The organism is Gordonia phthalatica (genome assembly GCF_001305675.1).
Taxonomy (GTDB): Bacteria; Actinomycetota; Actinomycetes; order Mycobacteriales; family Mycobacteriaceae; genus Gordonia; species Gordonia phthalatica.
Genome location: NZ_CP011853.1, coordinates 3,666,470 through 3,687,270 on the forward strand (window position 1 = coordinate 3,666,470; position 20,801 = coordinate 3,687,270).

At 68.0% G+C, this 20,801-nt stretch carries 21 protein-coding genes; 9 read left to right on the top strand and 12 right to left on the bottom strand.

Going from position 1 to position 20,801, the window contains the following annotated elements; all coding sequences use genetic code 11:
* Nucleotides 1-100: 100 nt before the first annotated feature.
* Both ACH46_RS17205 and ACH46_RS17210 read right to left on the bottom strand, forming a co-directional pair.
* Nucleotides 101-589: a DUF2599 domain-containing protein gene (locus ACH46_RS17205; protein ID WP_226995665.1), complete on the bottom strand. Its 489-nt coding sequence runs from the start codon at nucleotides 587-589 to the stop codon at nucleotides 101-103.
* Nucleotides 586-2,139 (bottom strand): carboxylesterase/lipase family protein, encoded by a 1,554-nt coding sequence (locus ACH46_RS17210; protein WP_062394006.1) that lies wholly within the window; start codon nucleotides 2,137-2,139, stop codon nucleotides 586-588. Before ACH46_RS17210 ends, ACH46_RS17205 begins: the two co-directional genes overlap by 4 nt.
* A gap of 31 nt (nucleotides 2,140-2,170) precedes the next feature.
* Here ACH46_RS17210 and ACH46_RS17215 point away from each other — a divergent pair, with 31 nt between their 5' ends.
* Both ACH46_RS17215 and rarD read left to right on the top strand, forming a co-directional pair.
* Nucleotides 2,171-2,926 (top strand): LamB/YcsF family protein, encoded by a 756-nt coding sequence (locus ACH46_RS17215; protein WP_062394007.1) that lies wholly within the window; start codon nucleotides 2,171-2,173, stop codon nucleotides 2,924-2,926.
* A complete protein-coding gene (gene rarD, locus ACH46_RS17220) occupies nucleotides 2,923-3,843 on the top strand; it encodes an EamA family transporter RarD (protein WP_062394008.1) in 921 nt (306 codons plus the stop codon). The genes ACH46_RS17215 and rarD overlap by 4 nt, the downstream gene beginning before the upstream one ends.
* Here the strand turns inward: rarD and ACH46_RS17225 are convergent.
* The 6 genes from ACH46_RS17225 to ACH46_RS17250 all read right to left on the bottom strand — a co-directional run bounded on the left by ACH46_RS17225 (nucleotide 3,803) and on the right by ACH46_RS17250 (nucleotide 9,392).
* Nucleotides 3,803-5,248 carry a phosphatase PAP2 family protein gene (locus ACH46_RS17225; RefSeq protein WP_226995666.1) on the bottom strand — a complete coding sequence of 482 codons (1,446 nt, stop codon included), beginning with the start codon at nucleotides 5,246-5,248 and terminating at the stop codon, nucleotides 3,803-3,805. The genes rarD and ACH46_RS17225 overlap by 41 nt on opposite strands.
* A gap of 130 nt (nucleotides 5,249-5,378) precedes the next feature.
* Complete coding sequence (gene rlmB / locus ACH46_RS17230) at nucleotides 5,379-6,332, bottom strand: 23S rRNA (guanosine(2251)-2'-O)-methyltransferase RlmB (protein WP_062394010.1); 954 nt, start codon at nucleotides 6,330-6,332, stop codon at nucleotides 5,379-5,381.
* On the bottom strand, nucleotides 6,332-7,726 hold the full coding sequence (cysS, locus tag ACH46_RS17235; protein ID WP_062395575.1) for a cysteine--tRNA ligase: 1,395 nt from the start codon (nucleotides 7,724-7,726) through the stop codon (nucleotides 6,332-6,334). Before cysS ends, rlmB begins: the two co-directional genes overlap by 1 nt.
* Before the next feature lie 11 nt (nucleotides 7,727-7,737).
* Complete coding sequence (gene ispF, locus ACH46_RS17240; RefSeq protein WP_062394011.1) at nucleotides 7,738-8,208, bottom strand: 2-C-methyl-D-erythritol 2,4-cyclodiphosphate synthase; 471 nt, start codon at nucleotides 8,206-8,208, stop codon at nucleotides 7,738-7,740.
* A gap of 12 nt (nucleotides 8,209-8,220) precedes the next feature.
* Nucleotides 8,221-8,856 carry a 2-C-methyl-D-erythritol 4-phosphate cytidylyltransferase gene (gene ispD, locus ACH46_RS17245; RefSeq protein WP_062394012.1) on the bottom strand — a complete coding sequence of 212 codons (636 nt, stop codon included), beginning with the start codon at nucleotides 8,854-8,856 and terminating at the stop codon, nucleotides 8,221-8,223.
* Nucleotides 8,857-8,903: 47 nt separating this feature from the next.
* Nucleotides 8,904-9,392, bottom strand: a complete 489-nt coding sequence (locus tag ACH46_RS17250; protein ID WP_062394013.1) for a CarD family transcriptional regulator — start codon at nucleotides 9,390-9,392, stop codon at nucleotides 8,904-8,906.
* A gap of 276 nt (nucleotides 9,393-9,668) precedes the next feature.
* On the opposite strand from ACH46_RS17250, the gene ACH46_RS17255 reads away from it, so the two are divergent.
* Nucleotides 9,669-10,352: a hypothetical protein gene (locus ACH46_RS17255; RefSeq protein ID WP_062394014.1), complete on the top strand. Its 684-nt coding sequence runs from the start codon at nucleotides 9,669-9,671 to the stop codon at nucleotides 10,350-10,352.
* 85 nt (nucleotides 10,353-10,437) lie between these two features.
* Nucleotides 10,438-11,829: a DNA repair protein RadA gene (gene radA, locus ACH46_RS17260; protein ID WP_062394015.1), complete on the top strand. Its 1,392-nt coding sequence runs from the start codon at nucleotides 10,438-10,440 to the stop codon at nucleotides 11,827-11,829.
* 4 nt (nucleotides 11,830-11,833) lie between these two features.
* Here the strand turns inward: radA and ACH46_RS17265 are convergent, their stop codons facing one another.
* On the bottom strand, nucleotides 11,834-12,358 hold the full coding sequence (locus ACH46_RS17265) for a PaaI family thioesterase (RefSeq protein WP_082399770.1): 525 nt from the start codon (nucleotides 12,356-12,358) through the stop codon (nucleotides 11,834-11,836).
* Nucleotides 12,359-12,393: 35 nt separating this feature from the next.
* On the opposite strand from ACH46_RS17265, the gene disA reads away from it, so the two are divergent.
* Nucleotides 12,394-13,476, top strand: coding sequence for a DNA integrity scanning diadenylate cyclase DisA (gene disA / locus ACH46_RS17270; protein ID WP_062395578.1), 1,083 nt, complete (start codon nucleotides 12,394-12,396; stop codon nucleotides 13,474-13,476).
* A gap of 85 nt (nucleotides 13,477-13,561) precedes the next feature.
* Here disA and ACH46_RS17275 read toward each other — a convergent pair whose 3' ends face one another.
* Both ACH46_RS17275 and ACH46_RS17280 read right to left on the bottom strand, forming a co-directional pair.
* Nucleotides 13,562-14,308, bottom strand: a complete 747-nt coding sequence (locus tag ACH46_RS17275; protein WP_062394016.1) for a hypothetical protein — start codon at nucleotides 14,306-14,308, stop codon at nucleotides 13,562-13,564.
* Nucleotides 14,309-14,381: 73 nt separating this feature from the next.
* Entirely contained in the window at nucleotides 14,382-15,008 is a 627-nt protein-coding gene (locus ACH46_RS17280; protein WP_062394017.1) for a carbonic anhydrase, read from the bottom strand.
* Between ACH46_RS17280 and ACH46_RS17285 the strand changes: the two genes are divergently transcribed.
* Complete coding sequence (locus ACH46_RS17285; protein ID WP_062394018.1) at nucleotides 15,007-15,903, top strand: HhH-GPD family protein; 897 nt, start codon at nucleotides 15,007-15,009, stop codon at nucleotides 15,901-15,903. The two genes, ACH46_RS17280 and ACH46_RS17285, sit on opposite strands and share 2 nt — an antisense overlap.
* 469 nt (nucleotides 15,904-16,372) lie before the next feature.
* Nucleotides 16,373-17,884 (top strand): HNH endonuclease signature motif containing protein, encoded by a 1,512-nt coding sequence (locus ACH46_RS17290; protein ID WP_335334150.1) that lies wholly within the window; start codon nucleotides 16,373-16,375, stop codon nucleotides 17,882-17,884.
* Between the two features lie 57 nt (nucleotides 17,885-17,941).
* Here the strand turns inward: ACH46_RS17290 and ACH46_RS17295 are convergent, their stop codons facing one another.
* The gene (locus ACH46_RS17295) at nucleotides 17,942-18,745 is read right to left on the bottom strand and encodes an alpha/beta fold hydrolase (RefSeq protein ID WP_062394020.1); all 804 of its coding nucleotides are present in this window, start codon (nucleotides 18,743-18,745) and stop codon (nucleotides 17,942-17,944) included.
* Nucleotides 18,746-18,793: 48 nt separating this feature from the next.
* Here ACH46_RS17295 and ACH46_RS17300 point away from each other — a divergent pair, with 48 nt between their 5' ends.
* Nucleotides 18,794-19,099, top strand: a complete 306-nt coding sequence (locus ACH46_RS17300; RefSeq protein ID WP_062395580.1) for an antibiotic biosynthesis monooxygenase family protein — start codon at nucleotides 18,794-18,796, stop codon at nucleotides 19,097-19,099.
* 87 nt (nucleotides 19,100-19,186) lie between these two features.
* Entirely contained in the window at nucleotides 19,187-20,641 is a 1,455-nt protein-coding gene (locus tag ACH46_RS17305; protein ID WP_062394021.1) for an aldehyde dehydrogenase, read from the top strand.
* Nucleotides 20,642-20,801 lie beyond the last annotated feature (160 nt).

Below are 20,801 nucleotides of genomic sequence, written 5' to 3' on the forward strand. Positions count from 1 at the left end.
CGGCGTCGATCTCGATGCGCTCCTCGCTTGCTCGATCAGCGTGGGGTGACGGAGCGTCGGCGCGGAATGCGACGACCGCGGAGTAAGGGCTCGAGTCCCCTCACTCCTCCGCGAACCCCGGGTTGCACCTGGTCCGAACCATCTCGTCCGGGGAGACGACGGGGCGGTCGGGCTCGATGTTCCAGGTGGGCTTGTTCGGCTGGACCAGGCGGGCGTAGGTCCAGTGGCACAGGAACTGGTCCTTCATGCCGGGGGTGTCGGCGGACGGGTCGAGCTTCAGGACCTCCGCCCAGGCCTCATCGCCCGCCGTGGGCGACGACACCTGGCGGCCGTTCGGAGTCGGCGCGATCTGCAGGCTCGGCCCCACCTCGGTCTCCACCCACGTCGCGGACTCGATGTAGGGCGGCGGCAGGACGGGCGTCGGAGACGGGGACTCGACGGAAGGGGACTCGACGACCGGGGACGACGACACCGTGGTCGGTGCGGGCGCGTAGTCGGTGATACCACCGTCGTCGGACCCGCCCGAGCAGCCCGTCAGGATGAGGGCGGCCGCGCAGCACGCGACCGCCGGCAGCGCGCGTCGGGTCACCCGGTCACCTGAAGGTGCACGCGTTCCCATGCGGCGCGACGCTCCCCGTCGGGATCGACCTCGACGCGGGTCGGGTCGTCGAGGATCATCACGCGACGATCGTCGACGGAGTAGGCGGGCCAGTCGGTCGCGGGCTTCCCGGTCCGCGCGAACCAGGTCCACCGCGACTGCAGGGTGGCGGTGATGCGCTTGGTGGACCCCCAGCTGCCTGCGGCGGCCAGGCCCGCGCCGATCGGGTCGCGGTAGATCCCGAAGACGGCGAACAGCTCGGTGGCGTGCGTGGCGCCGATCCCGCTGGCGCGCAGGAGGGTCGGCGCATAGTCGTACCGGTAGACGTAGGTCGGCGCGTGCGCGCTGTGATAGCCCGCGAACAGGATCGTCGGCGTCCAGAAAGTGGCGTCGGCGGAGAGCCGGACGTCGTCGCGCCTCCCCGGATACAACCGCTGCAGCGCTTCGCTGATCTCCGGATCGTCGATGCCCACCAGCGCCTGCGACGAGTCCGGCAGGATCTTCCAGAACCGCACGAAGAGCTCGCCCTCGTCCTTGTTGTTGCCGATGATCGTCGGCACCGGGAGCGTCTTGCCTGCGCGGGCGGCGTCGACCGGCCGCAGCGGCAGGTAGTCGCCGTCGATGACGGGCGCGAACGGGATCGGGTCGCTCATCTGTGCGGCGCGGGTGAACCCGAGGAGCTTGTTGCCGGTCGCCAGCAGTTCGAGCGCGGTGGCGTCGCCGACGACGCGGGCCACCTCGGCCGGGTCGAGCGGCGGCTCGTCGCGCTCGGCGCCCTTGCGCCGCGACGGATCTTTGAGGAGTCGGACGAACTCGTCGGCGAAGATCTGCGCGTTCTCCTTGGTGACGACGAGGTCGGGGGCCGGGCTCTGCGAGATGGCTCGCGAGAACAGGCCCTCCGCGGCCGGCGTCGACAGCAGGGTGAGGACCGCCGATCCGCCTGCGCTCTCACCGAAGATCGTGACGCGGTCGGGGTCGCCGCCGAACTCGGCGATGTTCCGCTGCACCCACTCCAGGCCGGCGACCATGTCGCGCAGGCCCAGGTTGCTGTCGAACCGGCGCTCATCGGTGGAGTAATCGCTGAAGTCCATGAACCCGAGCGGCCCGACACGGTAGTTCACCGTCACGACGATCACGTCACGGGACCGGGCGAGATACGAACCGTCGTAGATCGGCGTCGACGTGCCGCCCAGGATGTAGGCGCCGCCGTAGAAATACACCATCACCGGGCGCGGCGTCACCGACCTGGTGGAGGGGGTGAAGACGTTGAGAGTCAAGCAGTCCTCGCTGCGCGGCTGGAACCTGCCCGCGCCGCGCGCGGTGAACAGCTTCTCCTGGATCGGTGCGTTGCCGTAGTCGAAGCATTCGCGGACACCCGGCCACGGGGTCAGCGGCCGCGGCGCGCGCCAACGGTACTGCCGCACCGGGGGTTCCGCGAACGGGATACCGAGCCAGGAGACTGTCCCGCGCCGACCGAGTCGGCCGCGCTTGCCCTCCACTGCGCCGTCGAGCGTCTGGACCACGGTTTCCATAACTGCCATGGGTCGAGACTATCGGGAAACGGTCATTACCATGAACGACGTGGCCTCCCCTTCCCGCACAATCGATCTGAACGCCGACCTCGGTGAGGGCGTCGGCGACGACGCCGCGATGCTCGCCCTGGTGACGAGCGCCAACATCGCGTGCGGCTTCCACGCGGGCACCCCGACGCTGCTGCACCGGACGTGCCGAAACGCAGTCGAGGCCGACGTGCGGATCGGTGCGCAGGTCTCCTACCCCGACCTGCCGGGCTTCGGCCGCCGGTTCATGGACGTGACGCACGACGACCTCGTCGCCGACGTCCTGTACCAGGTCGGCGCGCTCCGAGCACTCGCCGAATCCGTCGGCGGGACGGTGGAGTATGTGAAGCCGCACGGTGCGCTCTACAACACGATCGTCCATCACACCGCCCAGGCTCGAGCCGTGGTCGACGCCGTCGCCGCCGCCGGTCTGCCCCTCATGTGTCTGCCCGGATCGGAGGCGCAGCGGCTGGCACGCGACGCCGGTCTGCCGGTGATTCTGGAGGCCTTCGCCGACCGCGGTTACACGCCCCAGGGCACGCTGGTGCCGCGCTCGGAGCCGGGGGCACTGCTGACGGACCCGAGCCGAGTGGCCGAACGTGTGGTCCGCTTGGCGCAGTCGGGGCAGATCGTCGCCGTCGACGGTACGGTGCTCGACGTCGCAGCCGACTCGGTCTGCCTACACGGCGACACCCCCGGGGCCGTCGAGCACGCACGCCACGTCCGCGCCGCACTGGCCGGCGCCGACGTCGTCGTGCGCGCTCGATGATCGCGAAGACCGGCTCAGAGAACGCGCGGGGCCTGGTCGCCGGGTTCGGCGCCTACGCCATCTGGGGCCTGTTCCCGATCTTCTTCGACGCCCTGCGCCCCGCGGGACTGTGGGAGATCCTGGCGCATCGCATCCTGTGGACGCTGCTGCTGTGCGGCATCGTCCTGGCGGTGCTGCGCGACTGGGCGTGGCTCGCGCCCCTGCGCCGACAGCCCCGCCTGCTGGCGGGCGTCACCGCCGCCGCGATCTTCATCGCGGTCAACTGGGTGGTCTACGTGGCCGCAGTGACCTCCGGACACACCAGCGACGCCGCGCTCGGCTACTTCCTGAACCCGCTCACCACCGTCGCCCTCGGCGTGGTGGTGCTGCACGAACGTCTACGACCGCTCCAGTGGGCCGCGGTGACCGTCGGCGTGGTGGCGGGCGTCTACCTCGCCGTCGCGGCGGGCACCTTCCCCACGACGGCGCTGATCCTGGCCGTCTCGTTCGCCCTGTACGGCCTGGTGAAGAAGAAGGTCGGCGACACCCTCCCCGCGCTGCACAGCCTGTCGCTGGAGACTGCGATCCTCTCCCCCGCCGCCGCGGTGATCCTGGCGGTCGTGGCGTTCACCCCGGTCGGTCTGACCTTCGGCGATCATCTGGGCCACACGAGCCTGCTGGTCCTGTCGGGCGTCGCAACGGCGATCCCGCTGCTGCTGTTCGCGGCGGCCGCCCGCCGCATCCCACTGGTGTCGATCGGGCTGATCCAGTTCATCACGCCAATCATGCAGCTGCTGTGCGCGGTGCTGGTGCTCGACGAGCATCTGCCGCGCGAACGCTGGATCGGCTTCGGGATCGTCTGGGTAGCCCTGGCACTGCTGGCCGCCGACAGCGTCCTCAGAGCTTGGTCGACTCGGTCTTCTTCAGCTCACGACTGATCGAACCGACCGTCTGTCCCGCCCAGGTGCGGGCCGCGTGAGCCATATCGGCGGCGCGATCCTGAAGCGCGACCGGACGCGGCGGTAGCGGCGCCATGTCCACCGGGATCTCCTGCACATCCGGATGGAGCTCGATGGTAAGGAAGCCCGCAGCCACCACCAGCACCGCACCGATCAACAGCAGGCCGCCGATGGCTCCGCTGGTCGCCATCTCGACGGACAGGTAGCGGGTGGAGAGCAGGATGCCGGAGAAGATGGTCGTGCCGACGGCGATGACCGACAGCCGATGCTTGGACCACCCCAGCTCCGGTCGGGTCAGCGCCGCCTCCAGGGTGAGGGTGAAGATGGCGCCGGCGAGGACGTCGATCGCGTAGTGGAAACCGAAGCCGAGGGTTGCGCCGGTGGTGCCGACCAACCAGGCGGTGCCGAAGATCTTCGACGCCAGCGGGCCGCGCCAGCCGTGCAGGAAGATGCACATGGCCCACGCGGTATGCAGGCTCGGCATGCAGTTGCGCGCGATGCCCTGGTCGTAGAACAGGGCTCCCGGATCACCGATGATCGGCAGCTGCATCGGCCACACGTCCTGCCAGCCGGCGTCGGCCAGCTCGTGCCCGAACGCGTAGGTGGGGCCGACCACCGGGAACAGGAAGTAGACCACCGGGCCGATCATGCCGATCAGCAGGAAGGTGCGGATGATGTGGTGCCGAGGGAAGCCGTCGCGCGCACTGTTGCGGAGTTGGAAGAAGGCGATCACCGCGGCCGCGACCGGCAGGTAGACGTACACCTTGCTGAGAATCTCAGCGAGCCACGCGTGCTGCGACACGATGGAGCCGACGGCCCACGACGGACTGCCAAGCGCACGGTCGGCGAGTTCGACGTACTCGTCGAAGACCGTCGGGTTGGCGCGACTCGACAGGACCAGCCACACGTCGCCGACGCGCCCCATCACGATCAGCAGCAATCCGAGGCCGGCGGCCTTCATGGTGCTGGCGCGTTCGGCGCCGTGCAGTTGCCAGGCGGCGAAGCCGATCAGACCGAGGAGGACGAACAGGATGCCGTTGCCGACGGTGCCCGCGTTGCCGACGAGGACCCGCTGCAGGTTCCACGCCAGTTCCAGGCCCACGGTGATCCCGAAGACCGGCAGGCGCAGGCGTGACGGCAGGCAGACCAGAGCCAGCAGCATTCCGGCGATCTTGATCTCGCCGATCTGCGGTCGGCCGACGAGGTCGGTGGCCAGCAGGCTCAGCGGGCCGCGGATGTGGTTGACCCGCGCGACGATCTCGATGGCGAGAGCGAACGCGACGAGCACACCGACGAGGAGCGCCCACATGGCGCCAGAGAATTCGACGCGGCGTCCCGAACGCAGTTGCGCCCCCATCGAACGCACGGATTCCCCACTGAACATTCACTACACGCTAGTGAACATTTACTGAACAGTAGACATCGAGTGATCGAATCGTCATTCAACCGGTTGTCGACAGCCACAATTCCGGCCGTTTAGTCGGGAATGCGGGAAACCCCCGAGGGTCGCCCGATCAGGCCAGACGACGCTGCCGAGCGAACTCGGCGAGCACCACGCCCGCCGCGACCGAGGCATTCAGACTCTCGACGCTGCTCGCGATCGGGATCGACAGGATCGAATCGCAGTTCTCCCGGACCAGTCGCGAGAGGCCCTTGCCCTCCGACCCGACGACGATGACCACCGGGCCGGTGCCGTCGTACTCGTCCAGCGAGACGTCGCCGCCGGCGTCGAGACCGACGATCTGCGCGCCCGCCTTGGCCCAGTCGATGAGGGTGCGGTTGAGGTTCGGTGCCGTCGCGACGGGCAGTCGTGCCGCGGCGCCGGCGCTGGTGCGCCACGCGACGGCCGTCATGCCCGCGCTGCGCCGCTGCGGGATCAACACGCCGTGCCCGCCGAACGCCGCGACACTGCGGATCACCGCGCCGAGGTTGCGCGGGTCGGTGATGTTGTCGAGGGCCACCAGCAGCGGAGCCTGCGCGCTCGCGAGGGCGTCGGCCATCAGATCGTCGGGGTGCGCGTACCGGTACTCGGGCACCTGCAGCGCCAAGCCCTGGTGCATGCCGTTGGGCGACATGCGGTCCAGTTCCGCGCGGCTGGCCTCGAGGATGGAGATGCCGCGGTCGCCCGCGGTCTGCACGGCCTCCTTGACGCGCTCGTCGGCGTCCACCGTGCCCATCACGTAGAGCGCCGTCGCGGGGACCTCCGCGCGCAGGCACTCGACGACCGGGTTGCGACCGACCACGTACTCGGGGCCGCCGTCCTCGGACTTGCGGTGGGTGCGACGACCGGCGGCCTTGGCCGCGGCCTTCGCCTTCTTGTGCGCCGGATGGTAGACGCGGTCGACAGCCTTCGGTGTGGCGCCGCGCCCCTCCAGACCGCGTCGGCGCTGACCACCGGAGCCGACAGTCTGGCCCTTCTTGCTTCCGTCTTTACGAATCGCGCCGCGGCGCTGCGAGTTCCCCGCCATCAGTCTTCCTTCGAGTTGAGCGCCCAGGTGGCGCCGTCGGGAGTGTCGGTGACGTCGATGCCTGCTTCGGCCAGGCGGTCGCGCACCTCGTCTGCCACCGCCCAGTCCTTCGCCGCCCGGGCCTGCGCCCGCCGCTCCAATTCTGCCTTGATCAGGACGTCGAGCGCAGCGTGCGCGTCGTCGCTGCCGGATTCCACCTCCCAGTGCGGGTCCAGCGGGTCGGTGCCGAGCACTCCGGTCATCGCGCGCACCGATGCGCCGACCGCCTGTGCCTGCTCGCCGTCGCCGGCCTCGAGGGCGGTGTTGCCTTCGCGGACCGCGTTGTGGACGGCGGCAAGCGCCGCGGGCACGCCGAGGTCGTCGTCGAGGGCGGCCGCGAAGTCGTCGGTCACCTCGCCGACCGTCACGTCACCGACGCGGTCGACGACGCGGTGCACGAACGATTCGATGCGCCGGTATCCGGCGGCCGCCTCGTGGAGCGCCTTGTCGGAGTATTCGAGCATCGAGCGGTAGTGAGCGCTGCCCAGGTAGTACCGCAGTTCCACGGGACGCACCTTCTGCAGCATCACCGGGATCGAGACGACGTTGCCGAGCGACTTGCTCATCTTCTCGCCGCTCATCGTCACCCAGCCGTTGTGCAGCCAGTACTGCGCGAAGCCGTCCCCGGCGCCGTGACTCTGGGCGATCTCGTTCTCGTGATGCGGGAAGATCAGATCCATGCCGCCGCAGTGGATGTCGAACTCGGCACCGAGCAGCGACGTCGCCATCGCCGAGCACTCCAGGTGCCAGCCTGGCCGGCCGTCGCCCCAGGGGGTGGGCCACGACGGCTCACCGGGTTTCGCGGCCTTCCACAGGGTGAAGTCGCGGGGGTCGCGTTTGCCGGTGCCCGCGCTCTCGCCCTGGTGGACGTCTTCGAGTTTGTGACCCGAGAGGGCGCCGTACTCGGGGAGGCTGCGGACGTCGAAGTAGACATTGCCGTCGGCGGTGTAGGCGTGGCCGCGCTCGATGAGCCGCCCCATGTAGGTGACCATCTGCGTCACGAAGCCCGTGGCGCGCGGCTCGGCGGACGGAGGTAGGACGCCGAGGGCGTCGTAGGCCTGCGTGAACTCGCGCTCATGGGTCGCGGCCCATTCCCACCACGGACGTCCGGCCTCGGCGGCCTTGCGGAGGATCTTGTCGTCGATGTCGGTCACGTTGCGCACGAACAGCACGTCGAGGCCACGGTGGGCGAGCCAGCGGCGCAGGACGTCGAACGCGATGCCGCTGCGCACGTGTCCGATATGGGGAACGCCCTGAACCGTCGCACCACACAGGTACACCGAAGCCGTTCCGGGTCGAAGGGGAACGAAGTCGCGTACCTCGCGGGTGGCCGAGTCAAACAGGCGGAGAGTCACGGCCTGCAATTCTACTTCAGCGCAAGCAGTGCTGTTGCCACCGCCGCGATCCCCTCGCCGCGGCCGGTGAGGCCGAGGCCGTCGCTGGTGGTGCCGGACACCGACACCGGGGCGCCGAGCAGTTCCGACAGCCGCCGCTGCGCCTCGGTACGGCGCGGTCCGATCTTGGGTCGGTTGCCGATGACCTGCACCGCCGCGTTGACAGGGGTGAGACCTTCCGCGTCGATCAGGTCACGGACGTGCACGAGCATCGCCGCGCCGGTGACGCCGGCCCATTCGGGGCGCCCGACGCCGAACACGGCGCCCACATCGCCGAGACCGGCGGCGGACAGCAGGGCGTCGCAAAGGGCGTGGACGCCCACGTCGCCGTCGGAGTGTCCGGAGCAGCCGTCGGCGTCGTCGAACAGCAGGCCGACCATCCAGCACTCGCGGCCGGGTTCGATCGGATGAACGTCGGTGCCGATACCGGTTCGGATGTCCATGTCGGGGTGCTCCTACGGTCGGTTCGACGGCGTCCGGGATCGGATCATGCGGGCCATCGCGAGGTCGAATTGTGTGGTGACCTTGAACGCCATCGCGTCGCCGGGCACCACCCGGACGGGAACGCCGAGGGCTTCGACGAGACCCGCGTCGTCGGTGGCGTCGCCGCCGCCGCTGTGCGCTTCGCGGAGGACGTCCGCGGTGAATCCCTGCGGGGTCTGGACGGCGCGGAGTTCGCTGCGATCCGGGGTGTCGACCACGGTGCCGTCGGCGTCGACCCGCTTGAGGGTGTCGGCGACGGGGACTCCGGGAACCACAGCGCGCGCCCCGCCCGCCAGCGCCTGCACCACGGAGGTGAAGAGCGCGGGCGGCGTGAGCGCGCGTGCTGCGTCGTGAACGAGAAACAGGTCGGCGTCGGGTGCGGCCGCGAGGCCGGCCCGTACCGAGTCACTGCGCTCGGCTCCTCCCGCGACGACGACGGCGTCGGGGACGAGGGCAGTTGCCTTCTCGATGAGCTCTGCGGGGGCGGCGACCACGATCTGGTCCACCGCGCCCGACTTCCGGGCCGCGTCCGCGCTGAGTTCCAGCAGCGTGGCACCGTCGACCTCGACGAACGCCTTCGGGATCGCCTCTCCGAGACGGGTTCCCATACCCGCTGCCAGAATCAACGCGGCCACACGGCCGCGACGGTTTTCGGTCAGGATGCCTCGGCCAGGATCTCGTCGAGCATGCTGTCGGCCTTCTCGTCATCTGTGTGCTGTGCCAGCGACAGCTCGTCGACCAGTACGCGACGGGCACGGGTCAGCATGCGCTTCTCACCTGCCGACAGACCGCGGTCCTGCTCGCGACGCCACAGGTCGCGGACGATCTCGGCGACCTTGATGATGTCGCCCGAGATCAGCTTCTCCTGGTTGGCCTTGAAGCGACGCGCCCAGTTGGTCGGTTCCTCGGTGTGCGGAGCCCGCAGCACCTGGAAGACCTGATCGAGTCCTTCTTCACCGACGACGTCCCGCACACCGACGTATTCGAGTTTGCTCGACGGAATCTGAACCGTCATGTCGCCGTCGGCGACCTTCAGAACGAGGTATTCGACCTCTTCACCCTTGATGGTTCGAACGACGATGTCTTCGACGTGAGCCGCACCGTGATGGGGATAAACAACGGTGTCGCCAACTTTGAAATTCAATGTCCACTACCCCTTTCGAATGTAACCAGTCTAACACGCGCCGCCGACACCCCTTCACCAACGGTGCAGGTCAACCCAGGTGGCAGCAGGTGAATCGTGGTATACGCACCGAGTTCACCATGTTCCGGACACGCGGTTGCGGTCCGAACGCGACGGCTGCGGCGCTACGATTACCGAGATGTTTCGGCGACCCGGAGGAACTTTTCCGGCGCCCGCCCACTACGCTGCGTAGTGAACCCCGCTACCTAGCGGATACCGCGACGACCACCGGAGGAAATGGTGTCAGTGCTCAATCGGTCCACCCGACGTCTGGCCTCGGCAGCTGCTGTCGGCGCATTCGGCATCGCCATCGCTCTCGGCACCACGGCCTGCGGCTCGGGCAAGATCTCGCAGACTGCGAATCAGGCCCCCGCAGTCCCCGGTGCGGCAGGAACCATCCAGCTCGCGCCGAGCGACGTCAGCGGCGACACGAACCGCTCCGGCACCATCGCCGTCCGCAACGTCCACATCCTGTACCCGACCGACAAGGCCGACGCCATCTTCGGCGACGGCGGCCCGTTCCAGGTAGCGTTCCTCGTCTCGAACGACAGCGTGAACCGCACGGTGAAGCTCGACAGCATCACCGCGAAGACCGGTGATGTGAAGGTGACCCCGCCGACCGACGCCAAGGACGGCAACCCCGCCGAGCTGCGCCCGAACACCGCACTGCAGGCCGGCGAGCCCGCCGGTGCCCTGACCGGCGCCGACGACAAGACCGAGGTCCCGCGCTTCACCGTCGAGCTGAACAACACCGGCAACACCGTCGCCGCGGGCCTGACGACGCCGCTGACCTTCAACTTCTCGGTCTACGACCTCCAGGGCAAGAAGGTTCAGACCGTGTCGACCACCATCGACACCCCGGTCGACGGCAACACCCTCCCCGGCCGCCAGGACATCGTCCGCGACCGTCAGGGCGAGTGACCTCGACTCTCGGATAGACCACCTCGGCACCCCGGTCCCCTTTGGGATCGGGGTGCTGTCGTAGGCGTCGCCTACAGTGGCTCCCGTGGCGAAGGCGAAATCGATTTTCCGGTGTTCCGGGTGCGGCCATCAGGTGCCGAAGTGGATCGGGCGATGCCCCGACTGCGGCGAGTGGGGAACCATCTCCGAGTCCGCTCCGGCAGCGGTCGCGGCGCGCGCGGGGACCACGTCGGTGGCGCCGTCGAGCCCCGCCGTCCGGATCACGACGGTTCGCGCCGACGCCGCGACGGCCACCCCCACCGGCATCGCCGAGTTCGATCGAGTGCTCGGCCGCGGTGTGGTTCCCGGGTCGGTGATCCTGCTCGCAGGCGAGCCCGGCGTCGGCAAGTCGACGCTGCTGCTCGAGACCGTGAAACAGTGGGCCGCGCAGGGCAAGACGGCGCTGTACGTGACCGGTGAGGAGTCGGCCGGGCAGGTGCGGTTGCGCGCCGAGCGGACCGACGCCGTCCACGAGAACATCTTCCTGGCCGCCGAGACCGACCTCGCGACCGTCCTCGGCCACGTCGAGCAGGTCTCACCCACCCTGATGATCGTCGACTCCGTCCAGACGATGGTCGCCACCGGCACCGACGGCGTCACCGGCGGCGTCACCCAGATCCGAGCCGTCACCACCGCGCTGGTCTCACTCGCGAAAACCAGCGAGATCGCGATCATCCTGGTCGGTCACGTCACCAAGGACGGCAACGTCGCCGGACCGCGCTCGCTGGAGCATCTGGTCGACGTCGTGCTGGCCTTCGAGGGCGACCGCCACTCGTCGCTCCGCATGGTGCGCGGCATCAAGAACCGCTTCGGTCCGTCCGACGAGGTCGGCTGCTTCGAGCAGCGGTCCGACGGCATCTACGAGGTCTCCGACCCGTCGGGCATCTTCCTGCACCAGCACGAGTCGGAGGTCGCGGGCAGCGCGGCGCTGGTGGCGATGGACGGTCGTCGCGCGATGGTCGGCCAGATCCAGGCCCTCCTCAACGACACCCAGATGACCTCGCCGCGCCGCGCGGTGTCCGGGCTGGACTCCTCCCGCGTCGCGATGATGCTGGCCGTTGCGGAGAAGCACGCGGGCATCACCGCGAGCAAGAAGGAGGTGTACGCCTCCACCGTCGGCGGCATGAAGGTCACCGAGCCGGCCGCCGACCTCGCGATCTTCCTGGCCCTCTACTCATCGCACAAGGACGTGCCGATCCCGTCGTCGACCGTCGCGATCGGCGAGCTGGGGCTCGCCGGGGAGGTCCGCCGGGTCTCGTCCATCTCCCGTCGCGTGGCCGAGGCCAAGCGTCTCGGCTTCCAGCACGCGATCATCCCCGCGGGCAGCGACGAGGAGCTCCCGAAGGGCATCCGCATCAGCCGGGTGAACAACCTGCTGGAGGCCTACCAGGCCGCTCGCGGATCGTCCCGCAGCAACGTGATTCAGGCTCCGTTCTGAGGCACTACTCCCCGGCGTGAACCGCCTTGTCGCGGTAACCGGCGAAGTGCTTCTCGAGGTCGATCTCGATGAACAGCGCGTGCGCGCCGGCGACGAGGACGTCCGGGTCGCCGAGGTGCGCGTAAGCCCGCGTGTAGATCTTGCGGCCGACGCCGCCGAGGATCTCGCAGGTGAAGTGGACCGTGCTGCCGAGCGGGATCGGTTTGGCGTAGTCGATCGCCAGATGACCCGTGACGACCGGCTTGCGCAGCAGCAACGGGGTGGTGCCCATGACCTCGTCGAACGCTGCGGACAGGACGCCGCCGTGGATGACGCCCGGACCGCCCTGCATCCAGTCCTCGACCTTCATGGTGGCCGTCGTCGTCACGCCTTCACCGGCGACGACGGTGATGCGAAGACCGACCGGAGCCTCGTCGCCGCAGCCGTAGCACATCGAGTGGTGCAGGCCGATCTTCTCGCCCGGCCGGGTGGCCTTGGGATGGCGGGCCAGCGGCTCGATGTCTGTGGGCAGCACGAATGAGGTCTTCACGTACGGCTACGCTAGTGCAGGTGAACGACTCCGTGATGCCCGAGGTCCGCCTCGGTGAGCAAGTCCGGTCGGCGCTTCGACGTGTGGCGCCCGGCACGGGACTCCGCGACGGTCTCGAAAGGATCCTCCGCGGCGGGACCGGCGCGCTGATCGTCCTGGGATACGACGACGACACCGAACGCATCTGCGACGGAGGCTTCCACCTCGACATCGAGTTCGCCCCCACCCGACTGCGCGAGCTGTCGAAGATGGACGGCGCCGTCGTGCTGTCCGACGACGGCAAGCGCATCGTCCGCGCCAACGTGCAACTGATGCCCGACCCCAGCATCCCCACCGAAGAGTCGGGTACCCGGCACCGCGCCGCCGAACGCACGGCCGTCCAGACCGGCGTCCCGGTGATCTCGGTGAGCGCGTCGATGTCGATCGTGAGCGTCTACGTCGCCGGTCAGCGCCGCGTCGTCGAGAACCCGGACGCCATCCTCTCCCGTGCCAACGTCGCCCTGGCGACCCTGGAACGGTACAAGTCCCGGCTGGACGAGGTCAGCAGCCAGCTCTCTCGCGCGGAGATCGAGGACTATGTCCTGCTGCGCGACGCGATGAGCGCGGCCCAGCGGATGGAGATGGTTCGCCGCGTGTCGGTCGAGATCGAGGAGTACGTCCTCGAACTGGGCGTCAACGGTCGTCAAGTGGCACTGCAGTTGGAAGAGCTGATCAGCGACAACGACACCATCCGAGAGCTGCTTGTCCGCGACTACCACGCCAGTCCCGAGCCGGCGAGCACCGAGCAGGTGCGGCAGATCCTGGAGGCCGTCGAATCGCTGACCGATGCCGATCTCCTCGATCTGACGATGGTCGCCGGAGCGTTCGGCTATCCGACATCGCTGGAGGCGCAGGACACTGCGATGAGTCCGCGCGGATACCGACTGCTGGCTCGCATCTCGCGGCTGCAGTTCGGTCACATCGATCGTCTGGTCCGCCACTTCACGACCCTGCAGGCGCTGCTTGCCAGCAGTGCCGCCGACTTGCAGTCCGTCGAAGGCATCGGCAGCATCTGGGCCCGGCACATCCGCGAAGGCCTGTCTCGGCTCGCCGAGAGCAGCTTGGAACGCTTTGACTGATCTCCCGTTCGGGCCCGGCAAACAACTGTGGAGGCCTTCTCCCGTCCGGGGTGAAGACCTCCACAGTTGTTTGAGCTAGAAGTTCCTACGCACCCGGGGCGGCCGGTGCCACCACGTTGAACGTGATCGGAGCCGACTCGCGCTCGCCGAGCTTCGCACTGGCCTGGTAGCCGCCGGGAGCGATCTGGACACGCTTCTTCTTGCAGCCGGGGCTGCTGGTGGTGCCCGACCAGGTGATGTCGTCGCGGGCCTGCTGTCCGGGCTGGAGCACCTGGATGTTCACCGACTTGTCGGGGGCGCAGTCCTGCGCCGACCACAGGGTCCGGGCGCCGTCGAGCGTCCGGACGGTGACGTTCGACGCGGCCTTGCCGACGTCGCGTGTGCACGCGGCCAGTCCACCGTTGGTGCTGACGATCGTGAAGACGGGCTGATCGCCGACGGTGTAGGTGGGCTTGTCGGTGTACAGGACCACCGAGATGCTCTGGTCGGAGCACAGGGGCACGCCGGTCTGCGCGGCGGGATCGCCCGGCGGCGGAGCCGCGGGTTCACTCGGCTTGGCGCTCGGGTCGCCGCCCGCACCGTGGTTTCCGCCCCCGCTGGGGGCCTCACTGGAGGCCGGTGCACTCGGCGTGCTCGACGGCGCCGGCGGCGTCGACGTGGCAGACGATTTCGCGGCCGCGTTCTTCGAATCGGACGCGCTGTCACCGGACCCGCCACTGAGGGCGACGATCAGGAGGATGACCGCAACAACCGCAACCACGACGCCGACACCGGCGACGACACGCCGTCGCCAATACACCTCGGGTGGCAGGGGTCCCTGTGGTTCAATCACGGCTCCAACGGTATCGTCGACCCCCTGTATCAGGCTCGACGACTATCGGCGTGTCGTGAAATTCAGAGGTGTGTCACAGTCCGACTTCGCCGATGTCACCGATGGCATTGATGAACTCCACCTTGCCGTCGTCGAGGTGGTAGGTGAGACCGACGACCGCCAGAGTCCCCGCTTCGACGCGGTCGGCGATGATTCGGCTGCGCTCCACCAGCAGGTGGACGGTCTCCTTCACATGGCGGCCGACGAAGTCGTAGTAGTCGGTGATGCCCTCGGCACGGCCGGCGAGGATGCTCGGCGCCACCTTCTCGACGATGGCGCGGACGTAGCCGTTGGGGATGGTGTTGTCGGCGAGCGCCTTGAGCGTTGCGCCGACGGCTCCGCAATTGCTGTGACCCAGGACGACGATCAGCGGGACGTCGAGGACGTCGGGGCCGAACTCGATGGTGCCCATGACCGCTTCGTCGAGGACGTGACCAGCGGTGCGGACGACGAACATGTCGCCGAGGCCCTGGTCGAAGATGATCTCAGCGGCCAGTCGGGAGTCACCGCAACCGAAGAGCACCACGTGCGGAGCCTGGCCCGCGGCGAGTGCCGCACGCTGCTCACTACTCTGGTTCGGATGGATAACTTCCCCGTCGACAAAACGCTTGTTGCCCTCTTTGATGACCTGCCATGCCTGAGCCGGGGTTAGATTTTCCATGACTGAAAGTATGCCACCGCACCTTCTCCTCGAATGGTTCACCCGGTCACAACGCGACCTCCCGTGGCGCGAACCCGGCATCCCGGGTTGGCACATCCTGATCAGCGAGATCATGCTCCAGCAGACACCCGTCTCGCGCGTTCTAGAGCCGTGGCGCGAGTGGGTCCGGCGGTGGCCGACACCGTCGGCGATGGCCCGCGAAAGCAGCGGAGAAGTGGTCCGGGCCTGGGGAAAGCTGGGATATCCGCGGCGGGCGATGCGCCTGCACGAGTGCGCGGGCATCATAGCCGAGAAGCACGACGACGTGGTGCCCGACGACGTGGACACCCTCCTCTCATTGCCCGGCATCGGCGACTACACGGCGCGTGCCGTCGCCTGCTTCGCATACGGGCAGTCGGTACCGGTGGTCGACACCAATGTTCGGCGGGTCATCGCCCGAGCGATCGACGGTCGCGAACAGCCCGGTTCACCGTCGAAGCGCGACCTCGCCGACGCCGAACGCCTCCTCCCCCGCGACGCGGACGGCGATTACTCGGCGACCGCACCGACGTTCTCTGCGGCGCTCATGGAACTCGGCGCGCTGGTGTGCACGGCCCGTGAGGCGCGCTGCGATCTATGCCCGCTGGAACGGTCGTGCGAGTGGGTGCGACGCGGCAGACCGGCCCACGACGGCCCCGCCCGCAAGACACAGAAGTACGAGGGCACCGATCGTCAGGCGCGCGGTCGCCTGCTCGACGTCCTGCGCAACACGTCCGGCCCCGTCGAACAGGCCGCCCTCGACCTCGCGTGGGAACGGGACCCGGGACAGCGGGCTCGCGCCTTGGACTCGCTGCTGGTCGACGGACTTGTCGAGGTGACCGACGACGGGTTGTTCTGCTTGGCGGGCGAGGGGTGAAGGCCTCAGTCGTCCGGAACCGTCAGACCATCCCGATAGCCTGATTCATGCCTATATACGTAATTCCACAGCACGTATCACGATCCGGTTTCGAATGATTGAACTAATCAAGTGTGATCTATATCATTATAAGTGCAATGAGCGAGGTGGCTTGCGGGTCGTCTCAAGTTGTTTGAGAAGTCCATAGCGCGTCGCGGCACAGGCGACACGGGCCATTTCCGGGGCGTGGGAGCTGGAGGGGTGGCCGGTGGGTGTCCGACGGCAAAAGGTGGGACGCCGTCGGTCGGGGTTCGGCCGGCAACGGGTGCGGACCGTTCGCCTGAATCCGACAGGGACGTCGAGCTGCGGGGAAGGTCGCTCGAGGACCTCGCCGGAGCGGGAGTCCCCAGTGGGGCTTCGGCATCAGGTATGCGAGTCCAGTGCCAGGCCTCGGCGACGGCGTCTCCTGCTTTCGTGATCGCACCGGAGTGTGGTTGCGGTGGTCTGCTCGTGCGTCCGATTTCGGAAATGTGGGAGTTCGATGCACGGTCGCCGACGCCCGCGGCGATCCTGCGGCCGGGTCGGCGATCGCGCGGAAAAGTTTGGTGAAGGCGAGGGGATTGTGATGGCTGGAATCGAAGCAGCGTTCGCTGATGTTGTCGATCAGTTCGCTGATGTGTTGACCGAAGCACTCTGCCCGCCAGGGGAATCCACGCCGGGCGGTGAGCTCGCACGCTTGTGTGCATCACCGTCCACGATCGGATCCGATGATGATCGGATCCTGGCGATGATGGTGGGCCTGGCGAGAGTGCTGAACCTGTCCACGACCGCCCTGTCGCAGGTGGCGGACGTGGCCGAACGTGCCGGAACTCGACGCCGGAAACGGTTGAAGAGTCCGGTGGAATTGTTGAAGCAGTTGGGGGTCGTGCCGGCGTTGGCGCAGCGGTTGGTCCGGGTCGGGCAGACGGCGCGGCTGATGCCGGGATTGATGAGCCGGGCGCGAGTCGGTGGGGTGCCGATCGAGCAGACCGATGCGGTCGCTCGTGGAATCGGCTTCGTCGAGAAGCGGGTCCCCCTCGACGAGGAGGCTCGCGCCGACCTGGTGCGACGCCTGTCATCCCAAGTCACGCCGAAAGACGTCGACAACCGAGCGCGCGAGTTGGCGATCGAATGGGCACCCGCAGTCGACGAGGCCGATCCCGATGCTGTGCCGGTCGCCGAGAATCCCGAGCTGAACGAGATGACTCTGATGACCGGCGACGATGGTCGGACGATGGTGTCGCTCGATACCGATGCGTTGTCTGGGGAGGAGTTGCGTCAGGCGCTCGACCCGTTGTGCAAGCCGGTTCTGCAACCGGATGGGACGCAGGATCCGCGGTCGGCGGGTCAGCGTCGTGCTGATGCTCACGCGCAGATCATTCGCGAGTATCTGGCAGGCCGTGATCGACCGACCGTCTCCGGTGGTGTTCTTCCGCATGTGTCGTTGATCGTGCCGATCGAGCGGGCCGGGAGTGCGGGCAGTGGCACGCCGTCGGAGGCTTCGCGGGTTGCTTCGCTCGGGTTCACCGGGCCGGTCTCCTCCGCGACGGTCGGGCTCGTCGTCTGTGAGGCGGCGATGCGACGAGTCGTGATGGATGCTGATTCCGCGCCCCTGGATGTGGGTCGCGAGCATCGGCTGGTGACCGCAGGACTACGCAAGGCCTTGGAAGCACGCGATCGTGGATGTGCGTTCCCCGGGTGCGGGCGCCCGGTCTCCTGGACCGACGCTCATCACTGCACTCCGTGGTCGGAAGGCGGTGACACCGCGATCGACAACTGCGTGCTCCTGTGCCGGATGCACCACACCGTGATCCATCAGACCGGGTGGGAGGTGTTCATCGGCCACGATCGGCATCCGTGGTTCCGGCCACCGCTGGATCCGGAGCATCCGGAACGATTCCGGGAACCGATCCGCTCCAATGCACGACGGACGATGACACTCGAACCGACGGCTGCCGCTTAGCCAACATCGAACCGCATGGTTGCATCGAGGCGAGAGTTCCGGCACGATTGCCGGCGACTACGCATTTCTCGCGGGCAGCCCCGACAGGAACGCCTCCACCGCCCCGCGATAGACGTCGGGATGGTCGTCGTGCACCAGGTGACCTGCACCCGGGACCTTCAGGTAGCGAGAATCCGGTCCGCGCCGCGACATCTGCTCCATCTGCCCCTCGGGCGTCACCGAGTACTCGGCCTCGATGAGCAGAGCGGGTGCTTGAACGGAGTCCCACTGTGCCCAGAAGTCGCGGGTCCCCCACTCCTCGGCGATAGCGCCCCAGACCGGGATGCTGCCGTGGAGACGGCCATCGTCGAAGGCCTCGTAGAAGTAGCGGCCCGCGACGTCACCGAACATCGCGGTCGCCTCGCCCATGCTCGCGAACCGCTCAGGCCACGAATTGAACCAGGGAGCCCAATCGCCGGTGGTGCGGCCCTGGAAGTCGGGTGCCATGTCCTCCACGACCACCGCGGAGACCAGCTCCGGGAACTCGGCGGCCGTGCACCAGGCGTGCAGTCCACCCATCGAGTGGCCGATCAGGACCGCAGGTCCGCGGTCGATCCAGGTGATCACCTCCGCGACGTCCGCGACGAACCGCTCGGTGGAGATCTCGTCGGGCTCGGGCATCACATCGGAGTCGAGTGCCCCCTGGTGAAACGCCGCGTCGAAGGTGAATACCCGACCGTAACGCCGCAGCCACGGGATTTGCCGGCTCCAGGTGCGACCTCGGCCCATCAGCCCGTGCAGCAGGACGATGGTGCCCAGCCCGGCCCGATCGGGATCGCTCTCATCGGGGTCGAGGCCGCCGTAGTCCAGAAGACCATTCACGCCTTCCGACCCTAATCGGCCCCGCTCCGCTTCCGTAGGGTGGTCGGCATGGCAGTTGTGAAGATCAATGCGATCCAGATCCCCGAGGGCGCAGGCCCCGAACTCGAGAAGCGCTTCGCCGCCCGCGCCGGCGTCGTCGACGAAGCCGAGGGCTTCCTCGGATTCCAACTCCTCCGCCCGGTGAAGGGCGAGGACCGCTACTTCGTCGTCACCCAGTGGACCGACGACGCGAGCTACGAGGCATGGGCCAACGGCGACGCCCGCGCGGCCCACAAGAGCGACCGCAAGCCGGTCGCGTCGGGTGCCAACCTCCTCGAGTTCGAGGTGGTTCTGGACGTCGCGCCGAAGGCCTGACGAACCATAGCGAGGGTTCATACCCTGGAAACGTTTTAGAACGTGTTCTAGTATCGGGAGAAAGGGGTCCCCGAACTAGGAGCACGCATGACCGAGCCCATCGAAACCACCAAGCTGTACATCGGCGGCGCCTGGGTGGAGCCGCACTCCACCGAGGTGCTCGAGGTGTTCTCCCCGGCCACCGGGGAGAAGGTGGGCTCGGTCCCCCTCGCAGACGAGCAGGATGTCGACGCCGCGGTCCGCGCGGCCCGCGCATCGTTCGACGCGGGCGTCTGGCGCAATACTCCTCCGGCCCAGCGAGCTGCGGTTATCCGCCGCGCGGCCGAGCTGATCAACGAGCGCGGCGCCGACATCGGTGCCCTGGTGTCAGCGGAGATGGGTGCCACCCCCGGCGATGTCGCCACCCTCCAGCAGCTCGCCGGAACCGGCGTCCTGAACGCCTATGCGGATGCCGCCGAGGCCTACGAGTGGGAGGAGAAGCGCACCGGCATCTTCGGTGAGACCCTGGTGGTCCGGGAGCCGGTCGGCGTGGTCGGCGCGATCATCGCGTGGAACGTCCCGCTGTTCCTTTTCTGCAACAAGTTCGGGCCCGCTTTGGCAGCCGGTTGCTCAATTGTGCTCAAGCCCGCGCCGGAGACTCCGCTCAACGCGAACCTGCTCGCCGAGTTGTTCACGGAGGCGGGCGTGCCCGAGGGCGTCATCTCGATCGTCCCCGGCGGCATCGAGACCGGTCAGGCACTCGTGAACCACCCCGACATCGACAAGATCACCTTCACCGGCTCCACCCGCGCCGGTCGTGCCATCGCCGCCACCTGCGGCGACCAGCTGAAGCGGTGCTCGCTGGAACTCGGCGGCAAGTCCGCGGCCATCGTCCTGGACGACGCCGACATCGCGGCCAGCGCACCGATGCTCGTCTTCTCCGGAATCCTGAACTCCGGCCAGGCATGCGTCGCACAGACCCGCGTGCTGGTCCCGCGCAGCAAACACGACGAGGTGGTCGACGCGATGGTCACCGTCGCATCCACATTCACGCCGGGACTGCCGACCGATCCGGAGACCAAGGTCGGACCGATCATCAACAGCCGCCAGCACGAGAAGGTGACCGGCTACATCGCCAAGGGCAAGAAGGAGGGCGCCACCGCGGTCCTCGAGGTCCCCGCACCGGAGATCGGCACCGGTAACTTCGTCGGGCCCACCATCTTCACGGGCGTCACCAACGACATGACGATCGCCCGCGAGGAGATCTTCGGTCCGGTCATCAGCGTCATCGCGTACGACGACGTCGACGAGGCCATCGCGATCGCCAACGACTCCGACTACGGCCTCGCCGGCTCCGTGTGGACCGCCGATGTGGCGAAGGGTGTCGAGATCGCCAAGCAGATCCGTACCGGAACGATGGGCATCAACTGGTACGCGATCGACCCGTCGTCGCCGTTCGGCGGCTACAAGAAGTCCGGCATCGGCCGCGAGAACGGCCGCGAAGGACTGGAGAGCTACCTGGAGCACAAGGCCATCCTGATGCCGATGGGCTACACCTCGTAGCTAGCTCTCCCCACAGACCGGCGCCCGCCCCGACCATCACCCCGGGGCGGGCGTCGTCATATCGATATCGTCAAAAACAGCAGTGACTGTGGAACCCAACGGACAATAGTCGCAAACAGCTCGCGCGCGGCATTTCGCTGATCACGACCGCCGACCTCCC